Source organism: Pseudomonas sp. TH37 (assembly GCF_016650735.1).
In the GTDB taxonomy this organism is placed as follows: Bacteria; Pseudomonadota; Gammaproteobacteria; order Pseudomonadales; family Pseudomonadaceae; genus Aquipseudomonas; species Aquipseudomonas farris.
In genome coordinates this window covers 323,267-341,916 of the sequence record NZ_JAEKFD010000006.1, presented here as the reverse complement: position 1 = coordinate 341,916, position 18,650 = coordinate 323,267, and the positions used below count along the sequence as shown (strand labels likewise).

General features: G+C 58.6%; 18 protein-coding genes, 1 tRNA gene and 1 pseudogene. 14 read left to right on the top strand and 6 right to left on the bottom strand.

Translation table 11 applies throughout. The features are described from left to right. Positions 1-2: 2 nt before the first annotated feature. Complete coding sequence (locus tag JFU11_RS18035) at positions 3-269, top strand: hypothetical protein (protein ID WP_207189013.1); 267 nt, start codon at positions 3-5, stop codon at positions 267-269. 79 nt (positions 270-348) lie between these two features. Here the strand turns inward: JFU11_RS18035 and JFU11_RS18030 are convergent. Continuing rightward, positions 349-425: transfer RNA gene (locus JFU11_RS18030), tRNA-Arg, on the bottom strand. A 349-nt stretch (positions 426-774) separates the two neighbouring features. Here JFU11_RS18030 and gabD point away from each other — a divergent pair. Beyond that, positions 775-2,217: an NADP-dependent succinate-semialdehyde dehydrogenase gene (gene gabD / locus JFU11_RS18025; protein ID WP_201061626.1), complete on the top strand. Its 1,443-nt coding sequence runs from the start codon at positions 775-777 to the stop codon at positions 2,215-2,217. A gap of 175 nt (positions 2,218-2,392) precedes the next feature. Continuing rightward, positions 2,393-3,670: a 4-aminobutyrate--2-oxoglutarate transaminase gene (gene gabT / locus JFU11_RS18020; RefSeq protein WP_201061624.1), complete on the top strand. Its 1,278-nt coding sequence runs from the start codon at positions 2,393-2,395 to the stop codon at positions 3,668-3,670. 286 nt (positions 3,671-3,956) lie between these two features. On the opposite strand, the gene JFU11_RS18015 is transcribed toward gabT, so the two are convergent. Next, positions 3,957-4,946: a sensor domain-containing diguanylate cyclase gene (locus JFU11_RS18015; protein ID WP_201061622.1), complete on the bottom strand. Its 990-nt coding sequence runs from the start codon at positions 4,944-4,946 to the stop codon at positions 3,957-3,959. 238 nt (positions 4,947-5,184) lie between these two features. Continuing rightward, complete coding sequence (gene desA, locus JFU11_RS18010) at positions 5,185-6,369, bottom strand: delta-9 fatty acid desaturase DesA (RefSeq protein ID WP_007899628.1); 1,185 nt, start codon at positions 6,367-6,369, stop codon at positions 5,185-5,187. Between the two features lie 147 nt (positions 6,370-6,516). Between desA and JFU11_RS18005 the strand changes: the two are divergent. The 6 genes and pseudogenes from JFU11_RS18005 to JFU11_RS17980 all read left to right on the top strand — a co-directional run. Further along, a pseudogene (locus JFU11_RS18005) lies at positions 6,517-7,179 on the top strand (EAL domain-containing protein); the annotation flags it as partial. A 301-nt stretch (positions 7,180-7,480) separates the two neighbouring features. Continuing rightward, positions 7,481-7,663, top strand: a complete 183-nt coding sequence (gene oscA / locus JFU11_RS18000) for a sulfur starvation response protein OscA (RefSeq protein WP_123719066.1) — start codon at positions 7,481-7,483, stop codon at positions 7,661-7,663. 144 nt (positions 7,664-7,807) lie between these two features. Beyond that, on the top strand, positions 7,808-8,821 hold the full coding sequence (locus tag JFU11_RS17995) for a sulfate ABC transporter substrate-binding protein (RefSeq protein ID WP_123719067.1): 1,014 nt from the start codon (positions 7,808-7,810) through the stop codon (positions 8,819-8,821). Between the two features lie 239 nt (positions 8,822-9,060). Next, positions 9,061-9,879, top strand: coding sequence for a sulfate ABC transporter permease subunit CysT (cysT, locus tag JFU11_RS17990; protein WP_033058556.1), 819 nt, complete (start codon positions 9,061-9,063; stop codon positions 9,877-9,879). Positions 9,880-9,891: 12 nt separating this feature from the next. After that, a complete protein-coding gene (gene cysW, locus JFU11_RS17985) occupies positions 9,892-10,761 on the top strand; it encodes a sulfate ABC transporter permease subunit CysW (RefSeq protein WP_008068643.1) in 870 nt (289 codons plus the stop codon). Positions 10,762-10,764: 3 nt separating this feature from the next. Beyond that, positions 10,765-11,754, top strand: a complete 990-nt coding sequence (locus JFU11_RS17980) for a sulfate ABC transporter ATP-binding protein (RefSeq protein ID WP_201061618.1) — start codon at positions 10,765-10,767, stop codon at positions 11,752-11,754. Between the two features lie 90 nt (positions 11,755-11,844). On the opposite strand, the gene JFU11_RS17975 is transcribed toward JFU11_RS17980, so the two are convergent. Further along, the gene (locus JFU11_RS17975; RefSeq protein ID WP_201061616.1) at positions 11,845-12,363 is read right to left on the bottom strand and encodes an Mpo1-like protein; all 519 of its coding nucleotides are present in this window, start codon (positions 12,361-12,363) and stop codon (positions 11,845-11,847) included. Between the two features lie 85 nt (positions 12,364-12,448). On the opposite strand from JFU11_RS17975, the gene JFU11_RS17970 reads away from it, so the two are divergent. Beyond that, complete coding sequence (locus tag JFU11_RS17970) at positions 12,449-13,135, top strand: Crp/Fnr family transcriptional regulator (RefSeq protein WP_123719068.1); 687 nt, start codon at positions 12,449-12,451, stop codon at positions 13,133-13,135. A 100-nt stretch (positions 13,136-13,235) separates the two neighbouring features. Beyond that, positions 13,236-13,601 carry a response regulator gene (locus JFU11_RS17965; RefSeq protein ID WP_030131593.1) on the top strand — a complete coding sequence of 122 codons (366 nt, stop codon included), beginning with the start codon at positions 13,236-13,238 and terminating at the stop codon, positions 13,599-13,601. 153 nt (positions 13,602-13,754) lie between these two features. On the opposite strand, the gene JFU11_RS17960 is transcribed toward JFU11_RS17965, so the two are convergent. Next, complete coding sequence (locus JFU11_RS17960) at positions 13,755-14,759, bottom strand: AraC family transcriptional regulator (protein WP_201061614.1); 1,005 nt, start codon at positions 14,757-14,759, stop codon at positions 13,755-13,757. Positions 14,760-14,859: 100 nt separating this feature from the next. Here JFU11_RS17960 and JFU11_RS17955 point away from each other — a divergent pair, with 100 nt between their 5' ends. Beyond that, positions 14,860-15,945 (top strand): fatty acid desaturase, encoded by a 1,086-nt coding sequence (locus JFU11_RS17955; RefSeq protein WP_123719070.1) that lies wholly within the window; start codon positions 14,860-14,862, stop codon positions 15,943-15,945. Between the two features lie 36 nt (positions 15,946-15,981). On the opposite strand, the gene JFU11_RS17950 is transcribed toward JFU11_RS17955, so the two are convergent. Continuing rightward, entirely contained in the window at positions 15,982-16,293 is a 312-nt protein-coding gene (locus tag JFU11_RS17950; protein WP_052962914.1) for a hypothetical protein, read from the bottom strand. Positions 16,294-16,918: 625 nt separating this feature from the next. Between JFU11_RS17950 and JFU11_RS17945 the strand changes: the two genes are divergently transcribed. Together JFU11_RS17945 and JFU11_RS17940 are read left to right on the top strand one after the other, a co-directional pair. Further along, a complete protein-coding gene (locus tag JFU11_RS17945) occupies positions 16,919-17,500 on the top strand; it encodes an alpha/beta hydrolase (protein WP_030131588.1) in 582 nt (193 codons plus the stop codon). 66 nt (positions 17,501-17,566) lie between these two features. Continuing rightward, positions 17,567-18,499: a sigma 54-interacting transcriptional regulator gene (locus JFU11_RS17940; protein ID WP_201061612.1), complete on the top strand. Its 933-nt coding sequence runs from the start codon at positions 17,567-17,569 to the stop codon at positions 18,497-18,499. Positions 18,500-18,650: the final 151 nt, after the last annotated feature.

Here is an 18,650-nt window from a genome sequence, read left to right as displayed (position 1 = left end):
ATTTGGCATCGACACCCGAAAGCGCGCACTATCGGCCTATAGCCGATGCGTTGGAGGATGCCGTGGCACAAAAAATCGACCGCATCGCCCAAATGCTCAACTGCCCGGTGAAGGGTGAGGAACTACGGCGAGCAGTGACTGAGAGTCGTAAGGAGTTTCTTCTGGCGAAGCAGGCAGAAGAAGCGCTTGAGGAAGACGTCCTTGATGATGAAGTGGTCGAGGACGAAGAGGATGATGACTACGACGAGTTTGACTGGACGACAGAATGAAAAAACCGCTTTGGCGGTTTTTTTGTGCGCACAAAAAAGCCCCAGACCCTAAGATCTGAGGCTTTCTCGTTTCTACGTATGGTGCACCAGGCGGGATTCGAACCCACGACCCCTGCCTTCGGAGGGCAGTACTCTATCCAGCTGAGCTACTGGTGCAATGCGGGCGCCATGATACTCATATGCGCTGCAGGCGTCCATGCTGCTGAATCGTCTGCCTTTTTCAAAAGCGTAACCTACGATTGCTACGCTGATCTGAAAAAATAGGCAAATGCGGCGTTTTCGTTCTTTTTTTCGAACAGCCTATTGTCCTTTACCCCCTTTGATCCTAGGATTCGTTTGAGATTTCAAACGCTCTTGTCTGGGTGCTGAACCGCACGAGTTCGATTTGTGCGCTATTTATGTGCTTCAGCCCGGTGAATGATTTCCCTGACGGCAGCCTATAAGGCGCCTTTCTACAATCATAATTCGCTCCGCGCGTGCCGCGGTGCTGTTAAGGAAAGCCGACATGCAGCTTAAAGACACCCAGTTGTTCCGCCAGCAAGCCTTTATCGATGGCGCTTGGGTCGATGCGGACAACGGTCAGACGATCAAGGTCAACAACCCGGCAACGGGCGAAATTCTGGGCACTGTGCCGAAAATGGGCGCTGCCGAAACCCGCCGTGCAATCGAAGCCGCGGACAAAGCGCTGCCGGCCTGGCGTGCACTGACCGCCAAGGATCGCGCGAACAAGCTGCGTCGCTGGTTCGAACTGATCATCGAGAACCAGGACGACCTGGCTCGCCTGATGACTCTGGAGCAGGGCAAGCCATTGGCTGAAGCCAAGGGCGAGATCGTTTACGCCGCTTCCTTTATCGAGTGGTTCGCTGAGGAAGCCAAGCGTATTTACGGTGATGTGATTCCGGGTCACCAGCCAGACAAGCGCCTGATCGTGATCAAGCAGCCGATCGGCGTGACCGCTGCCATTACCCCGTGGAACTTCCCTGCCGCGATGATCACCCGTAAAGCCGGCCCGGCCCTGGCCGCCGGTTGCACCATGGTGCTCAAGCCTGCTTCGCAAACGCCTTTCTCGGCTTTCGCTCTGGCTGAACTGGCCCAGCGTGCCGGTATTCCGAACGGTGTGTTCAGTGTTGTTTCCGGCAGCGCCGGCGACATCGGCAGCGAGCTGACCAGCAACCCGATCGTGCGCAAATTGTCCTTCACCGGTTCGACTGAAATCGGTCGTCAGCTGATGGCTGAATGCGCCAAGGACATCAAGAAAATCTCCCTGGAACTGGGTGGTAACGCGCCGTTCATCGTGTTCGACGACGCGGACCTGGATAAGGCCGTCGAAGGCGCGATCATTTCCAAATACCGCAACAACGGCCAGACCTGCGTCTGCGCCAACCGCCTGTACATTCAGGATTCGGTCTACGACGCGTTCGCCGAGAAGCTGAAAGTGGCCGTGGGCAAGCTCAAGATCGGTAACGGTCTGGAAGACGGCACCACTACTGGTCCGCTGATCGACGAAAAAGCCGTGGCCAAGGTTCAAGAGCACATTGCTGACGCCGTCGGCAAAGGCGCAACCGTGCTGTCCGGTGGCAAGGTGATGGAAGGAAACTTCTTCGAGCCGACCATCCTGACCAACGTGCCGAATAACGCTGCCGTGGCCAAGGAAGAAACCTTCGGTCCATTGGCGCCACTGTTCCGCTTCAAAGATGAAGCCGATGTGATCGCGATGTCCAACGACACCGAGTTCGGTCTGGCCTCGTACTTCTATGCTCGTGACCTGGGCCGTGTGTTCCGTGTGGCTGAAGCCCTGGAATACGGCATGGTCGGCGTCAACACCGGGTTGATCTCCAACGAAGTCGCGCCGTTCGGTGGCATCAAGGCGTCGGGCCTGGGCCGTGAAGGCTCCAAGTACGGCATCGAAGATTACCTGGAAATCAAATACCTCTGCCTGGGTATCTGAGGCCATTGCTTCAAGCGCAAAGGGCACGAGAGCGCTGTCCCTTTGCGACGCTTCAAACGGAATTTCTCTGTGGCCGGGAAAGCTGTGGCAGTCGATCATCGCATGCTGCCGTAGTTACCTCCCCGCCGCATTTTCCTTGAACCACGCCGCCCGATGAGCGGTGAATGAGGACACTATGAGCAAGACGAACGCATCCCTGATGAAACGCCGTGAAGCCGCTGTACCGCGCGGTGTTGGCCAGATTCACCCGATCTTCGCCGACCACGCGAAGAACGCCACCGTGACCGACGTTGAAGGTCGCGAGTTCATCGACTTCGCCGGCGGTATCGCCGTGCTGAACACCGGTCACGTGCACCCGAAAATCATCAAAGCGGTGACCGAGCAGCTGAACAAGCTGACCCACACCTGCTTCCAGGTACTGGCCTACGAGCCATACGTGGAAGTGTGCGAAAAAATCAACGCCAAGGTGCCGGGTGATTTCGCCAAGAAAACCCTGCTGGTGACCACCGGCTCCGAAGCCGTGGAAAACTCCATCAAGATCGCCCGCGCTGCCACTGGCCGTGCCGGCGTGATCGCGTTCACTGGCGCTTACCACGGTCGCACCATGATGACCCTGGGCCTGACCGGTAAAGTCGTGCCTTACTCGGCCGGCATGGGCCTGATGCCAGGCGGCATCTTCCGCGCGCTGTACCCTAACGAATTGCACGGTGTGAGCATCGACGATTCGATCGCCAGCATCGAGCGCATCTTCAAAAACGACGCAGAGCCGCGTGACATCGCTGCCATCATCATCGAGCCGGTTCAGGGCGAAGGTGGTTTCTACGTCGCGCCTAAAGAGTTCATGAAGCGTCTGCGCGCCCTGTGCGACCAGCACGGCATTCTGTTGATCGCGGACGAAGTGCAGACTGGCGCTGGCCGTACCGGCACTTTCTTCGCCATGGAACAAATGGGCGTTGCCGCCGACCTGACCACCTTCGCCAAATCCATCGCTGGCGGCTTCCCGCTGGCCGGTGTGTGCGGCAAGGCCGAATACATGGACGCCATCGCTCCAGGCGGCCTGGGCGGTACTTACGCCGGTAGCCCGATCGCTTGCGCCGCGGCCCTGGCCGTGATGGAAGTGTTCGAAGAAGAACACCTGCTGGATCGCTGCAAAGCGGTCGGCGAGCGTCTGGTGACTGGCCTGAAAGCCATCCAGGCCAAGTACCCGGTCATCGGCGAAGTGCGTGCCCTGGGCGCGATGATCGCGGTCGAGCTGTTCGTCGACGGCGACAGCCACAAGCCTAACGCTGCTGCCGTGGCATCGGTTGTGGCCAAGGCTCGCGATAAGGGCCTGATCCTGCTGTCGTGTGGCACCTACGGCAACGTTCTGCGCGTACTGGTACCGCTGACCTCGCCGGACGAGCAACTGGACAAAGGCCTGGCGATCATCGAAGAGTGCTTCGCCGAGCTCTGATCCATTTGTGATCTGATCGACAAAAAACCCGCTTCGGCGGGTTTTTTTATGTCGCTTGAAAACATCAGGGGGGGCATTGAACTGTCCAAAAGCCGTACGGCACGATTGCTCAAGATCGGATTGCCGGAGTTGATGCGTTTGCGCAAAAAATAAGCTTCACGCAAAACCTTGTGGGAGCGGGCTTGCCCGCGATGAGGGTCTGACATTCAGCATTGATGTAGGCTGATAGTCCGCTATCGCGGGCAAGCCCGCTCCCACAAGTTTTGCGTTGAGTTTCGATTCGAGCTCAGCCAGAGATAATCCGGTTCTTGCCCTGACGCTTGGCCTGGTACATCGCCGCATCAGCGCGGGCGAACAGGGTGTCGATGCTTTCATCCTCGTGTGTGAGGCTGCTCAGGCCCTGGCTGACGGTGATGCCGAAGGTCTGGTCGTCATGGCTGAAGCCTAACCGCTGAATTTCCCGTTGCAGGCGCTCGGCCACTTGCATGGCCATGTCCGGTGCGCAGCCGGGGAACACCGCTGCGAATTCCTCACCGCCGATCCGTCCGAACAGATCACCACGCCGCAGCGCCGCGCGACCGCTCTCGGCGATACGTTGCAGCACCTTATCGCCCTCTTGATGGCCGTAGGTGTCGTTGACCACTTTGAAGTCATCGATGTCCAGCAACAGGAACGCCATTGGCGCGCCGTTCAACCGCGCCTGCTCGAATTCGTGATTCGCGCATTCGAAGAAGTGTCGGCGATTGCTGCTTTGGGTCAACACATCGGTGCTGGCCAGGCGTTGCAGCTCGGCTTCCATCTGCTTTTTCTCGGTGATGTCTTCGGCAATGCCGACGATGATCAGCGGTTGGCCCGGCTCGGCCTGACGGTTGATGAAACACTTGTCGCTGAGCCAGCGCACCTGGCCGTCGGCGGCGATGATGCGGTATTCGCGATCTTCGACGGCGCCTTTGACCAGCACTTGGGCGAGGCTGCGCTCGGCGTAGTCCAGATCGTCGGGATAGACGCTGTCGCGCCAGTGGTTGAAGTCGGACAGCAACAGGCCGGCGGGGCGGCCAAAAATCCGGTCATAGGCCGGGCTGACGTAGAGCACCTGACGGGTTTCCCAGTTGAATGCCCAAAGCACGGCGTTGACGCTGACCAGCAGCGAGCTGAACAGCTGTTCGCGTTCGCTCAGGCGTGCCACTTCACCCTGGGCATGCATCAGCGCCATCAGCGTTTGCGCGGCCTCGGGCCACTGGGGAAGGGATGTGTCTTGTAGGCTTTTATTAACCATCGGCACAAATCTCAAAGGGCGTGCCGCTATGTCGACAGCGGCCGAGAACAAAGCCCGCCTGGATGGCGAAGTGTCTTTGAGATAGGGGATTTGGAGCGAAGTTCCCGCTTGGGGGGCAGGGGCCCGCTGGGCGGTATGGCTGCTTGAATTGACGACGCGTTTTTACGGGTAAAACGCGTCGTCAGGTTTTGCGACGGCTTCGCCGCCGAACGGGGGCAAGCCCCCTCGCCACAGAGGATCAGGCGTTGGCAGGGCGAAGGGAGTAGGTTTTCAACTGGTCGGCGAAATCACGCAGGGATTGAATCCCGCTGGCCTCGGCCTCGTGTACCCAATCCTTGATAGCAGCCAGCATGTCGTGACCATTTGAGCTGGTCTTGACCCAGATCTGTTGCAAGGCCAGGCGTTTTTCGTAAATTACCTTCAGCGCCTGGCTGTGCTCGAGCATGGTCTGGATGCGCATATGGTGTTTATCGTCCAGCAGGCTGGTTTCCCGCGACAGCAAACGCTTGGCCCGGTGGAACTGGTGGCGGACCGAGTGATCGACCTTTTCCAGCTCTTGCTTGACCAGCGGCGCGATCACCAGCTTGCGGTACTGGGCCATGATCTGGAAGCGGTTGTTGAGGATCGCCATGGCGGTGTCCATGTCCAGGCTGCCTTTGCCTTCGACACGGTGGGCGATGGGCGCGACCCGCTGGACCTTGGCCAGACGCAGGAAGCTGAAGACCTGGATCCAGGCCCAACCGAGGTCAAATTCCCATTTCTTCACCGACAGTTTGGCGGAGTTAGGGTAGGTGTGATGGTTGTTATGCAGTTCTTCGCCGCCGATCAGGATGCCCCAGGGCACCAGATTGGTCGCCGCATCGCGGCATTCGAAGTTGCGGTAGCCGATGGCATGGCCCAGGCCATTCACCACGCCTGCGGCCCATACCGGGATCCACATCATCTGGATGGCCCAGATGGTGATACCGATGGTGCCGAACAGCAGCAGGTCGATGACGCCCATGATCGCCACCCCCAGCAGCGGAAAGCGGCTGTAGAGGTTGCGTTCGATCCAGTCTTCGGGGCAGTTTTTGCCGTAGATGCGCAGGGTCTCGGGGTTTTCCGCTTCGGCGCGGTACAGCTCGGCGCCTTTGCGCAGAACGGTGGACAACCCCTTGATGACCGGGCTGTGCGGGTCATCGACGGTTTCGCATTTGGCGTGATGCTTGCGGTGGATAGCCGTCCACTCGCGGGTGTTCTGCGCCGTGGTTAACCACAGCCAGAAGCGGAAGAAATGTTTCAGGCCGGCATTGAGCTCAAGCGAGCGATGGGCTGAATAACGATGCAGATAAACCGTGACGCCGACGATCGTCACGTGGGTCATCAGTAGGGTGACTGCCACCAGTGACCAGGGCGATAAGCCAAGAAAACCTTCGTACCACATAGCCTATAGGACCCTCGATAAAGAAAAAAACAGCCGTTGCATTATCACTTAGCCCACAGATAAAACCAGTCGCCCTTTCAGATAAGAGTGGCTGGATGTTTCTTTAATCTATAATTCCAGCCTTTTTGTAGGGACATGGAGGCTCTCATGTCGGCCACCTATCGCGATGCTTTGCGTGCAGCGCTGCTCTATCTGGTGCTTTCCGTAGCCTGGCTCCAGTTTAGTGGTTATTTACTGAACAGGTTCTTCGATAGTTCCACCGACCTGCTGCGCTGGCAACTGATCAACGGTTATGCCTGGGTGGCGTTCAGCGCCGGGCTGATCTTCATTGCACGGGCACGATTGTTTCGCTGCCTGGGTGTCGGCGCCAAATTGCGTGAGCGCAATGCAGACCGGGAGCGTTTGCGTCAGGCGGCAGCGGTGTTCGATTGCACCCGTGAGCATCCGCAACGTGGGCTGGTGTCGCCGGCTGAATTCATCCCCATTGCCGAACGCACCGGGCTGATTGCCGAGATCGATGCCTGGATCATGCGCCAGGCCTGCCAGCAGATGTGCCAGTGGCAAGTGGCGGGCGTGGTGTTGTCGTTTGTCGCGGTGAACATTTCTTCTCGCCTGTTCGCCCGGCGCGAGTTGTATCAGCAGGTGGCTCACGTGCTGCACGACACGGGCCTGGATCCGGCCTATCTGGAGCTGGAGGTCACTGAAAGCGCAGTAATGGAAGACCCGGAAGTGGCGCTGGAGCAGATGCATCGCTTGCGCGAGTTGGGCGTGCGGCTGGCCATCGATGACTTCGGCACAGGCTATTCGTCGCCAACGATTGGCTGAGCGCTTGATCTGCTTTTTGTGGCGAGGGGGCTTGCCCCCGTTGGGTCGCGTAGCGGCCCCCAATTTTTGCGTCTGCTACGCAGCCGAACGGGGGCAAGCCCCCTCGCCACAGGGTTTTGTGCGCCCCTTGTCCCCCGCAAACCCTTGCCTTATCAATTAATTCATTATGGTTATATAAACATTCTTAAATAGTCTTTTTAAGAATATCAGCGCCTATCTACTATTGCCCCTACGCCGTAAGCAGTGCCCGCCACTGCCAGGCATCTCTCATTAAAGGAGCAGCACCATGAGCGCATCCCTACGTAGTGTTGACGGGCAGGACGAAGCCACCATTTTGCGTGAGATCCAGAGCGCCTTGCGCGATCTGCGCTTTGGTGCGGTGGAAATCACTGTGCACAACGCCCAGGTGGTTCAGATCGAACGCAAAGAGAAATTCCGGTTGCAGAACCCGAACAACAAATCGAGCTGAAGCAAGATCAAAAGATCGCAGCCTTCGGCGGCTCCTACGGGAGGCTGATATTAGGCGCTTTCGAACGCTGCGATCTTTGAACAGGCAACCCGTTCCAGCCCATAAGAAAAAGCCAACACATCAAGAATTCCAGGAGCTTTCACCATGTCGTCGATTCGTCATTTTGCTTTGGCCGCCCTGGCCAGTGCCCTTTTTGCTGGTTCCGCGGTTGCCAAGGATTACGAGCTGCTCAACGTGTCGTATGACCCGACCCGTGAGCTGTACCAGGAATACAACGCCGAGTTCATCAACTTCTGGAAAAAGGACCACGCTGGCGACAACGTGAAAATCCAGCAGTCCCACGGTGGTTCGGGCAAGCAGGGTCGGGCGGTGATCGACGGTCTGCGGGCCGACGTGGTGACCCTGGCCCTGGCCGGCGACATCGATGAAGTCGCCAAACTCGGCAAGAGCCTGCCGGTCGACTGGCAGAAGCGTCTGCCGGAAGCGAGCACGCCTTACACCTCGACCATCGTGTTCCTGGTGCGCAAGGGCAACCCGAAAGGCATCAAGGACTGGGGCGACCTGACCAAGAACGGCGTGGAAGTCATCACCCCGAACCCGAAAACCTCCGGCGGCGCACGCTGGAACTTCCTCGCGGCCTGGGCCTATGGCCTGAAAGCCAACGGCGGTAACGAAGCCAAGGCCAAAGAGTACGTGCAGACCCTGTTCAAACACGTGCCTGTGCTGGACACCGGTGCTCGCGGCTCGACCATCACCTTCGTCAACAACGGTCAGGGCGACGTGTTGCTGGCCTGGGAAAACGAGGCCTTTCTGGCGTTGAAAGAAGACGGCGGCGCTGACAAGTTCGACATCGTCGTGCCTTCGCTGTCGATCCTTGCCGAACCACCGGTGGCCGTGGTCGACAAGAACGCCGAGAAAAAGGGCAACACCGACATCGCCGAGGCGTACCTCAAACACCTGTACAGCCCGGCCGGCCAGGAAATCGCGGCGAAAAACTTCTATCGTCCACGTGACAAGGACGTGGCCGCCAAGTACGCCAAACAGTTCCCGACACTGGAGCTGGTGACCATCGACAAGGACTTCGGTGGCTGGAAAACCGCGCAACCGAAATTCTTCAATGACGGTGGCGTGTTCGACCAGATTTATCAGGCGCAGTAACCTGAAATGGATCAGTCAATGGACCTGATTCCAGTCAGTTAAGGTGCTGAACCTGTGGGAGCGGAGCCTGCTCGCGATGACGGCGGTACATTCAGCATAAATGTTGGCTGACCCGCCGCTATCGCGAGCAGGCTCGCTCCCACAGGGGCTGTGGTGTCCAAATCCTTAACTGGCTGGCATTAGCCAACAGGCCCCGATTTCACCGTCGGGGCTTAGCGCGTTTTCAACCAAGGACTTTTATGTCGCGTCGTATCTCCCCCGTCATACCCGGCTTCGGGCTGACGCTGGGCTACACCTTGGTGTACCTCAGCCTGATTGTGCTCATTCCACTGGCGGCGATGTTCGTGCATGCCGCCCAACTTACCTGGGACCAGTTCTGGGCCATCATCTCGGCGCCACGGGTGCTGGCGGCGTTGAAGCTGAGCTTCGGCACCGCGCTCTATGCCGCGATCATCAACGGCATCATTGGCACGCTGCTGGCCTGGGTGCTGGTGCGCTACACCTTCCCAGGGCGCAAAGTCATCGACGCGATGATCGACCTGCCCTTTGCTTTGCCCACCGCGGTGGCCGGTATCGCTCTGACCGCGCTGTACACCCCTACCGGTCTGGTGGGTCAGTTCGCTGCGGACTTGGGCTTCAAGATCGCCTACACCCCCCTTGGCATCACCCTGGCGCTGACTTTCGTGACGCTTCCATTCGTAGTACGTACGGTACAGCCTGTACTGGCTGATATCCCGCGTGAAGTGGAAGAGGCGGCGGCCTGCCTTGGGGCAAAACCCTTGCAGGTTTTCCGCCATATTCTGGTGCCCGCGCTGCTGCCAGCCTGGCTCACCGGTTTCGCCTTGGCCTTTGCCCGCGGGGTCGGCGAGTATGGTTCGGTGATTTTCATCGCCGGCAACATGCCGATGAAAACCGAGATTTTGCCGCTGCTGATCATGGTCAAACTCGACCAGTACGATTACACCGGCGCCACCTCTATTGGTGTACTGATGCTGGTGGTTTCCTTTGTCCTGTTGCTGCTGATCAACTTGCTGCAGCGGCGCATCGAAACCCCATAAGGAGGCGCGAACATGTCCCAATCGTCTATTGCAGCAGCCTCCTCGAACGCCGCCCGCCGTGGCAGTGCCACGTCGCGGCGAGTCTTGATCGGCCTCGGCTGGCTGATCTTCGCGCTGTTTTTGTTATTGCCGTTGTTCATCGTGGTGTCCCAAGGCCTGAAGCTGGGCCTGGGTGCGTTCTTCACCGCGATCTTTGAGCCAGACGCCTTGTCGGCGTTGAAACTCACCGTGATCGCGGTGCTGATTTCGGTGCCGTTGAACCTGGTGTTCGGTGTCAGCGCGGCGTGGTGCGTGAGCAAATACTCGTTCCGCGGCAAGAGCATGCTGGTGACCCTGATCGACCTGCCGTTCTCGGTGTCGCCGGTGATTGCAGGTCTGGTCTACGTGTTGATGTTCGGCGCCCAGGGGCTGTTCGGCCCGTGGTTGCAGGACCACGACATCCAGATCGTCTTCGCCTTGCCGGGCATCGTGCTGGCGACGATTTTCGTCACCGTGCCGTTCGTGGCCCGTGAGTTGATCCCGCTGATGCAGGAACAAGGTACTCAGGAAGAAGAGGCCGCGCGCCTGCTCGGCGCTAATGGCTGGCAGATGTTCTGGCACGTCACCGTTCCCAATATCAAATGGGGCCTGATCTATGGCGTGGTGCTGTGTACGGCCCGGGCCATGGGTGAGTTCGGTGCGGTGTCGGTGGTTTCCGGGCACATTCGCGGGGTGACCAACACCCTGCCGCTGCACGTCGAGATCCTCTACAACGAATACAACCACGTGGCCGCGTTCGCCGTGGCGAGCCTGTTGCTGATCCTGGCGCTCTTCATCCTGCTGCTCAAGCAGTGGAGCGAAAACCGTATTAACCGCCTGCGCGCCAGCGCCGCGGAGGAATAAGTCATGTCGATCGAAGTGCGTAACGTCAGCAAGAACTTCCACGCGTTCAAGGCGCTGGACAACATCAGCCTGGACATTCAAAGCGGCGAGCTGGTGGCGCTGCTGGGGCCGTCCGGCTGCGGCAAGACCACATTACTGCGGATCATCGCCGGCCTGGAAACTCCGGATCAGGGCAACATCGTGTTCCATGGTGAAGACGTTTCCGGCCACGACGTGCGTGATCGCAATGTCGGTTTCGTGTTCCAGCACTACGCTCTGTTCCGGCACATGACGGTGTTCGACAACGTCGCATTCGGCCTGCGCATGAAGCCGAAAAACCAGCGTCCGAATGAAAGCCAGATCGCGGTGAAAGTCCACGAACTGCTGAACATGGTGCAGCTGGATTGGTTGGCCGATCGCTACCCGGAACAACTCTCCGGCGGCCAGCGTCAGCGCATCGCGTTGGCCCGCGCCCTGGCGGTGGAACCAAAAGTCTTGCTGCTCGACGAACCCTTCGGTGCGCTGGATGCCAAGGTCCGTAAAGAGCTGCGTCGCTGGCTGGCGCGGCTGCACGAAGACATCAACCTGACCTCGGTGTTCGTGACCCACGACCAGGAAGAGGCGATGGAAGTCGCCGACCGTATCGTGGTGATGAACAAGGGTGTGATCGAGCAGATCGGCTCACCGGGCGACGTCTACGAAAACCCGGCCAGCGATTTCGTCTATCACTTCCTCGGGGACTCGAACCGTCTGCATTTGGGTGAAGACCGGCACGTGCTGTTCCGTCCACACGAAGTGTCGCTGTCGCGGCATGAACTGGAAGACCACCACGCGGCTGAAGTGCGGGATATTCGTCCGCTGGGCGCCACCACGCGGGTGACGCTGAAGGTCGAAGGCCAGAGCGAGCTGATCGAAGCCGAAGTGGTGAAGGATCACGACAGCCTGGTTGGATTGGCGAAGGGTGAGACGTTGTACTTCAAACCGAAGGTCTGGCAGAAAGTCGCCAACCTTTAAAAGCAAAAGCATCGCGGGCAAGCCCGCTCCCACAGGGGATTTGTGAGCGACACAGATCACTGTGGGAGCGGGCTTGCCCGCGATGGCGTCCTACACCGCTGCGTTTTTCTGACGCAAACGCACACCCCCCGCCCGAGCCTCGATCTGCTCTTTCAGCTCATGCCGCAACCCCAGCAAAAACGCCAACTCAACCACTACAAACAACGGCCCGACAATCAACCCCGTCACATCATCGACAAACGCCGGTTTGCGTCCCTCGTAGTGATGACCGACAAACTGAATCGCCCACCCCACCACAAACATCCCGATGCCGCTGGCCAGCCAGACCAGCGTACTTTGCTGCGCGAGAACCTGACCCGCCCAAATGCACAGACCGAGCAACACGGTCATCAACACCCCGAGACGCACCTCCAGACGCAGGTAAAACCACGCCGATGCCATCGCGACCAGCACCGCCGGCGAAATCCAGCCTGCCCCCCATTGCGGCCGCGACAGCAACACCGCGACCGCCACTACAATCAGCGGGATACCGATAAAGTGGCTGGCAATATTGCGCGGGTCACGGTGGTAGGCGGCGTATTGACTGAGATGGTCAACGAGGCTTTTCATTGTTATTCCTCCTGTAGGGTGATGGATGATGCCCCGGGCTTCATCTCTCGCTCTGTCAGCCAGGCGACAATCTCCAGGAGTTTTCATGGGCATGCAGGTTTGGCGTTCGCGCCTGGATACGGGGCAGTGGTTCAGTCATTTACCTGTTCCTTTACAGGATAGTCTGCTGGCTGCGGCCCGGGTTCGGCGCCTGCCGTCGGGGCAACTGCTATTCAAACGCGGTGATCCGCCGTGCGGGCTGTATGCAGTGCTCGAAGGTTCGGTGCGCATTGGCGCGGTGAGCGAGCAGGGCAAGGAAGCGCTGCTGAGCCTGGTGGAAGCGCCGCACTGGTTCGGCGAAATCTGCCTGTTCGATGGCCAGCCGCGAACCCACGATGCCTACGCCGTTGGCCAGTGCACCCTGTTGCACATCCCGCAGGTGACGCTGCTGAAATTGCTCGACCAACAACCGGTTTACTGGCGGCAACTGGCGTTGCTGATGAGCCACAAACTGCGCCTGACCTTCATCAACCTCGAACAGCTCAGCCTGATGCCAGCGCCGGCGCGCCTGGCCCATCGCTTGCTGATGATCGCCGAGGGTTACGGTGAAATCGATCCCCCGCGCCGTGTTCTGCAACTGCCTCAGGAGCAACTGGCGTCGATGTTGTCGCTGTCGCGCCAGACCACCAACCAGCTCCTCAAGGATTTGCAGGGGCAAGGGATTCTGAACCTCAAGTATGGCGAGATCGAGATTCTGGATGCGCTGCGGTTGCGAGCGTTGGCGGTGATTTGAAAAAGATCGCTGCCCATGTAGGAGCTGGCGAAGCCTGCGATATAGGTAGGCTTTGTCCATGAACGCGCCTAGCCTGTGACGACGATAATCGAGGTGTGCCATGCGTGTATTGCTAGTGGAAGACGAACCCGAGACCGCCAGTCTCCTGGCCAAAGGCCTGAGCGAAGCGAGTTACGCGGTGGACGTGGCGCTCAATGGCATGGACGGCCGGCGCTTTATCGAGTCCGGCGAGTACGAATTGATCATCCTCGACGTGATGCTGCCGGGGCTCAACGGCTGGCAGTTGCTGCAGCAGATCCGCAAGCTCGGCGACACACCGGTGCTGCTCCTCACCACCAAGGACGGCATCGAAGATCGCCTGCGCGGGCTGGAGTTGCATGAGGATGATTACCTGCTCAAGCCGTTTGCCGTCAGTGAACTGGTGAAGCGGGTGCGCAAGCTGTTGCGGCGGGATCGCGGGCGGTAGCGGTTTCAGTGGTGTTTGAGAAATTGCTATCGCGGGCAAGCCTGCTCCCACAGTGGTTCTGGGTGAATCACTGTGTTGTGAGCAACCGAAAAACCTGTGGGAGCGGGCTTGCCCGCGAAGAGGCCGGAAAACTCAACACACCTCTCGGATCTGTCACCGCAAGCCATCCCGAAACTGCCCCGGCGTCATCCCGGTCCAGCGTTTGAACGCACGACTGAAGCTGCTGGTGTCGGCGAAACCCAGCAGATAACTGATCTCACCCAGCGAGCACAGCGGGTCGCGCAGGTGCAGTAGCGCCAGGTTTTCCCGGCTTTCGTTGAGCAGCGTATCGAACCGACAACCTTCGTCCGCCAAGTGCCGTTGCAGGCTGCGTAGACTCAAATGCAGCGCCTGGGCGATGTGATCGGCCGACGGTTCACCTTCGGGTAATTGCTCTTCAATGGCGTCGCGAACCTTGCGCTCCCAGGTCAGCGGTTTGAGTTGCGCCAGGGTGCGTTTGAGCACGGTTTCGTTGTGCTCGGCCAGTTCCGGGTTGGCGTCGTCCAGATGGCTGTCGAAATCCAGCAGAGCGAACTCCAGTCGGTCTTCATCGGCGTTGAAATACACCGGCGAGCGGAACACTTTGTGCCATTGATGCGGGTCGGCAGGTTCCGGACGACGCAGGTAAACCGCCAGCGGGGCGTAGTCACGGCCCAAGCGATTGCGGCAAGTGCGCACGTAAATCGCCGCGAAGGCATCAATGGCTTCGAAGGCTGGCGCGGGGTTGCCTTGGGGGATTTTCAGGCGGAAGTAGTAGCGATCCTCCGCGCGGATAAGCTCCAGATCCAGCGCGTTACTGACCACTTGGTGATAACGCACGATGCGCTCGAAGACTTCCCGCAGGCTGCCGCTGGCCACCAACGCATAACCCAACGCATGAAACGTGGTGGGGCTGACGAAACGCGACACCCGCAAGCCAATCGCCGGATCGCCGCTGACCTGCACCGCGATTTGCCACAGGCGCGTGGTAGCGGACAACGGGTAACGGGCGTTCGGGTCGTCCATCAACTGCGGGTCGAGCCCCGCCTGTTGGCACAGGGCGGTGCTGTCGAGCCCCAGCGCATCGAGCTGCTTGCGCAGAGCGCGGGTCCAGCTGGCGAGGGAGGTCGGTTCTGTCATGTTGATTGGCGCGTCCGGTCAACAGGTTGGCGTTCACGGCTACCGCTCAGTAAAGCATCACGGGGCAGGATGCGAACATCAATAACCAGAGGATGGAAGCATGGACGGTACTTCTGCAAGTCCCCAGCGACTGAATGCAGCACAGCGATCAGCGCATATTCGCGAGGTGGTATTGGCCAAAGGCGTCGAACTGCGTCAACGCTACCCGATTCTCAACCATCAGGACGCCTTGGGTGCGGGCATTCTGGCCTTCGCCTTGGCCGGGATGATCGGTTCCGCAGCGCTGTACATCACCGGGTACATGGCTTGGTGGGTATGCCTGCTACTCAACGCGTTTTTTGCTTCGCTGACCCACGAGCTGGAGCATGACCTGATCCACAGCATGTACTTCCGCAAACAGCGCGTGCCGCACAACCTGATGATGGGTCTGGTGTGGCTGGCGCGACCGAGCACCATCAACCCCTGGATCCGCCGCCATTTGCACCTAAACCATCACAAGGTGTCCGGCAGCGAAGCCGACATGGAAGAGCGGGCGATCACCAACGGTGAGCCCTGGGGCATCGCGCGGCTGTTGATGGTCGGCGACAACGTGATGTCTGCGTTCATCCGCATGCTGCGGGCCAGGACCTGGGCGCACAAGTTCAGCATCATCAAGCGTTCTCTGAAAGTCTATGCGCCACTGGCGCTGGTGCATTGGGGGGCGTGGTACGTGTTTCTCGGTTTTCACGCCGCCAATGGCATTGCGCATCTGTTGGGTGCGCCTATCGAATGGTCGGCGACTACATTGACGATGATGCAGGTGATCGACATCGCTGCCGTGGTGATCATCGGCCCGAACGTGTTGCGCACGTTCTGCCTGCATTTTGTCAGCTCGAACATGCACTACTACGGTGACGTGGAACCCGGCAATGTGATCCAGCAAACGCAGGTGTTGAACCCTTGGTGGATGTGGCCGTTGCAGGCGTTCTGCTTCAATTTTGGCAGCAGCCACGGGATCCATCATTTTGTGGTGAAAGAACCGTTTTATATCCGCCAGATGACCGTCCCGGTGGCGCATAAGGTGATGCGCGAGATGGGCGTGCGGTTCAATGATTTCGGCACGTTCGGGCGAGCGAACCGGTTGACGGTTCAAGCCCGGGATGTTCCCACGCTTTGTGTGGGAACAAAATTTACCCGGTCGTCATAACTTTCAGCATGTGGTGTTCACCGCCGAAAGGTCTGCTCAGTTACCTGTAATCAGCATGCAGGTTTGTGCTTTACAGCCCTTGGCATTGCTCAGGGTGACGAACCTTATTGCGGCGTCGGGGGTGGAGGTGGAAATCGTAATGGTGGCGTTTTTGTAGTCTTGGGTTTGAAGGCGATCACCTGGCAGTACGACTCTTCTCCACTGTCCCTGAAAAACCTGCAGAGGAAAGCTGGTTTTGTTTTTGATCTCAAGTTCAACCTTGGCTGCGTCCTTAGGTGGCGCAGCGAAGAGCGGAAATGATGCTGACAGCAGTAGCAGGTAAATCAGCGGCTTGGTAATTGAATTCATAGGTACTCTTCCTGAGTGTGTTGAAGTGCAATCGCACTGTCCATTGATACAAAGTGCTGATGATATAATGCGTCTATCGCGCGTCATGCAAGATTGATGTTGTAAGGAGGAATGTAGGTTTCCCGGTTCTCTTCCCTTTCCTCAAGCGCCTCTCGGCTGAACACCTTGCCCCATGCCTTCATGTACTGGGGTATATTTCTTTTTGATCTATAAATAACTTTAAATATTGTTTTGACGAATAATGGTTTTGATCAATGATTCATTCAACGGCGGCTAGAGCGCCAAAGCGGCAACAACGATTTCATTAAACCGAAACCTTTGCGCGCTAACGTTTTACTAAAGGCATACCGCGTGACATTACGCGGGACTCTCCACTTGAATTCATCGATTTCCGGGGCCGTCTCCTTGGCAGGGTGCGGCCCCTTTTTTATTCTTGGCAAACACCAACCCCTATGGGAGCGAGCCTGCTCGCGAGGGCGTCGCCACGTCCAAGCAGGCTCGCTCCCACAGGTGATCGGTTGTATATTCGATAAAGATATTAATAAATAGCTTCTTATTCCTTAACGAATATAACTCTCCTCCCTATACTCGATCAGGAACAGACACGCAGCAGGAGAGCTCCCCCATGCGCAACGAATCAATTCGCTACCTGATTGTGCCGGGCTGGCAAGGATCGCCAGAAGATCATTGGCAAACCCATTGGCAGAACAGCCTGCCCAACAGTGCGCGGGTGGAGCAGGCCGACTGGCTGACGCCTCGTCGTGAGGACTGGGTCGCGGCACTGGCCGAGGCGATTGCCGCCGACAGCACGCCCGTGATTCTGATCGCTCACAGCTTGGGCTGCATCACCGTCGCCCATTGGGCAGCCACGGCACCGCTGCCATTTTTGCGTCAGGTGCGCGGCGCGTTGCTGGTCGCGCCAGCGGACGTCGAGCGCCCGGCTTGCGCGCCGGCCCTGCGCAACTTCGCACCGATCCCGACTCATTTGCTGCCGTTTCCGAGCCAGGTCGTCAGCTCCGACAACGACAGCGCGGTGAGCGCGCCACGAGCCCTTGAATTGGCGCGCCAATGGGGCGCCGAGGCGGGGATTTTATCGGGCGCCGGGCACATCAACGTGAAGTCCGGTCACCAGCGCTGGGAGCAGGGTTTTGCGTACCTCTATCGTCTACAAAACCGCATGGAACAGCACGCCCTGCGTCGCGCCTGAACCTTTTATTTTTTCTTTTTTTTGAATCGGCCTCCGCCTCCCGGCGGTTTTGGGCGGGAGTCTGCCATGAGCTTGCATGAAACATTCGGTCAGCCGCTGCTGACCTTTCCCGATGCGGAAAAAAGCCCGCTGAGCATTCGCGCCAAGGCGTTGGTGTTCGTCGATCCGCGTTCCCGGCAGTTGCGCCAAGAGCTGGAACAACTGGCGCCACGTTCGATTTCGGTGCTGATTCGCGGTGAAACCGGCAGCGGTAAGGAACTGCTGGCGCGACATATCCATCGCGCCAGTGACCGTGGTGGATTGTTCGTGTCAGTCAATTGCGGGGCGATCAGCCCGACCTACGCCGATGCTGAATTGTTCGGCTATGCCGCAGGCAGCTACAGCGGTTCGGCCAGCAGTCGCGCTGGCTGGTTTGGTTCGGCCAATGGCGGCACGCTCTATCTGGACGAGATCGGCGACTTGCCGTTGCCAATCCAGATCAAGTTGCTCGCCGCCCTGGAAAACCACGAAGTCACTCGCGTCGGTGCTCAGCAGCCAAGCCCGGTGGACGTACGTCTGGTGGCCGCCACCAGCATCGATCTGGCTCAGGCCGTGGCTGCCGGAAAATTCCATGAACGGCTTTATCACTACCTCGGCGAAGGCCAGCTCGAACTGCCGGCCTTGCGTGAACGGGTGGGCGATATTCTGTCGCTGGCCGAATACTTCCTTGGCATCTACAGCCAACGCCTCGACCTGCCGGTGCCATTGATCAGCGAAGCCGCGCAGCATCTGCTGGAGCAGCACAGTTGGCCGGGCAACACCCGGGAGCTGGAGAACGTCATTCACTTTGCGCTGTTGGTGAGTACCGGCGACGAGATTTTGCCGGAGCATTTGAATCTGCCCGAGGCGGCTGTGTCGCTGGTGACGATCGAGCAGCAACTCAAACAGATTCTTGGCAACGGTTCCGCCGCCGAGAAAGAGGCGTTGAAAAAACTGCTCAAAGCCACGGGGCTTTTGTAGGAGCTGGCGCAGCCTGCGATCTTTTGATCTTGATCGTTGGTGGCTTTGAAATCGCCAAAATCAAAAGATCGCAGCCTTCGGCAGCTCCTACATCGGGCGTGGCAGTTGTATGAACAAAATGGAATATGAAAGTGAATAAAAGATATTGTTC

Bases quoted from the DNA above. Each gene is read 5' to 3' on its own strand.
- JFU11_RS17955 (WP_123719070.1), top strand. From the start codon at position 14,860: ATGGACGGTACTTCTGCAAGTCCCCAGCGACTGAATGCAGCACAGCGA.
- JFU11_RS17970 (WP_123719068.1), top strand. From the start codon at position 12,449: ATGGGCATGCAGGTTTGGCGTTCGCGCCTGGATACGGGGCAGTGGTTC.
- JFU11_RS17960 (WP_201061614.1), bottom strand. From the start codon at position 14,759: ATGACAGAACCGACCTCCCTCGCCAGCTGGACCCGCGCTCTGCGCAAG.
- JFU11_RS17995 (WP_123719067.1), top strand. From the start codon at position 7,808: ATGTCGTCGATTCGTCATTTTGCTTTGGCCGCCCTGGCCAGTGCCCTT.
- JFU11_RS18015 (WP_201061622.1), bottom strand. From the start codon at position 4,946: ATGGTTAATAAAAGCCTACAAGACACATCCCTTCCCCAGTGGCCCGAG.
- gabD (WP_201061626.1), top strand. From the start codon at position 775: ATGCAGCTTAAAGACACCCAGTTGTTCCGCCAGCAAGCCTTTATCGAT.
- gabT (WP_201061624.1), top strand. From the start codon at position 2,393: ATGAGCAAGACGAACGCATCCCTGATGAAACGCCGTGAAGCCGCTGTA.
- desA (WP_007899628.1), bottom strand. From the start codon at position 6,369: ATGTGGTACGAAGGTTTTCTTGGCTTATCGCCCTGGTCACTGGTGGCA.
- JFU11_RS17940 (WP_201061612.1), top strand. From the start codon at position 17,567: ATGAGCTTGCATGAAACATTCGGTCAGCCGCTGCTGACCTTTCCCGAT.
- JFU11_RS17975 (WP_201061616.1), bottom strand. From the start codon at position 12,363: ATGAAAAGCCTCGTTGACCATCTCAGTCAATACGCCGCCTACCACCGT.
- cysW (WP_008068643.1), top strand. From the start codon at position 9,892: ATGTCCCAATCGTCTATTGCAGCAGCCTCCTCGAACGCCGCCCGCCGT.
- oscA (WP_123719066.1), top strand. From the start codon at position 7,481: ATGAGCGCATCCCTACGTAGTGTTGACGGGCAGGACGAAGCCACCATT.
- JFU11_RS17950 (WP_052962914.1), bottom strand. From the start codon at position 16,293: ATGAATTCAATTACCAAGCCGCTGATTTACCTGCTACTGCTGTCAGCA.
- JFU11_RS17965 (WP_030131593.1), top strand. From the start codon at position 13,236: ATGCGTGTATTGCTAGTGGAAGACGAACCCGAGACCGCCAGTCTCCTG.
- cysT (WP_033058556.1), top strand. From the start codon at position 9,061: ATGTCGCGTCGTATCTCCCCCGTCATACCCGGCTTCGGGCTGACGCTG.
- JFU11_RS17980 (WP_201061618.1), top strand. From the start codon at position 10,765: ATGTCGATCGAAGTGCGTAACGTCAGCAAGAACTTCCACGCGTTCAAG.
- JFU11_RS17945 (WP_030131588.1), top strand. From the start codon at position 16,919: ATGCGCAACGAATCAATTCGCTACCTGATTGTGCCGGGCTGGCAAGGA.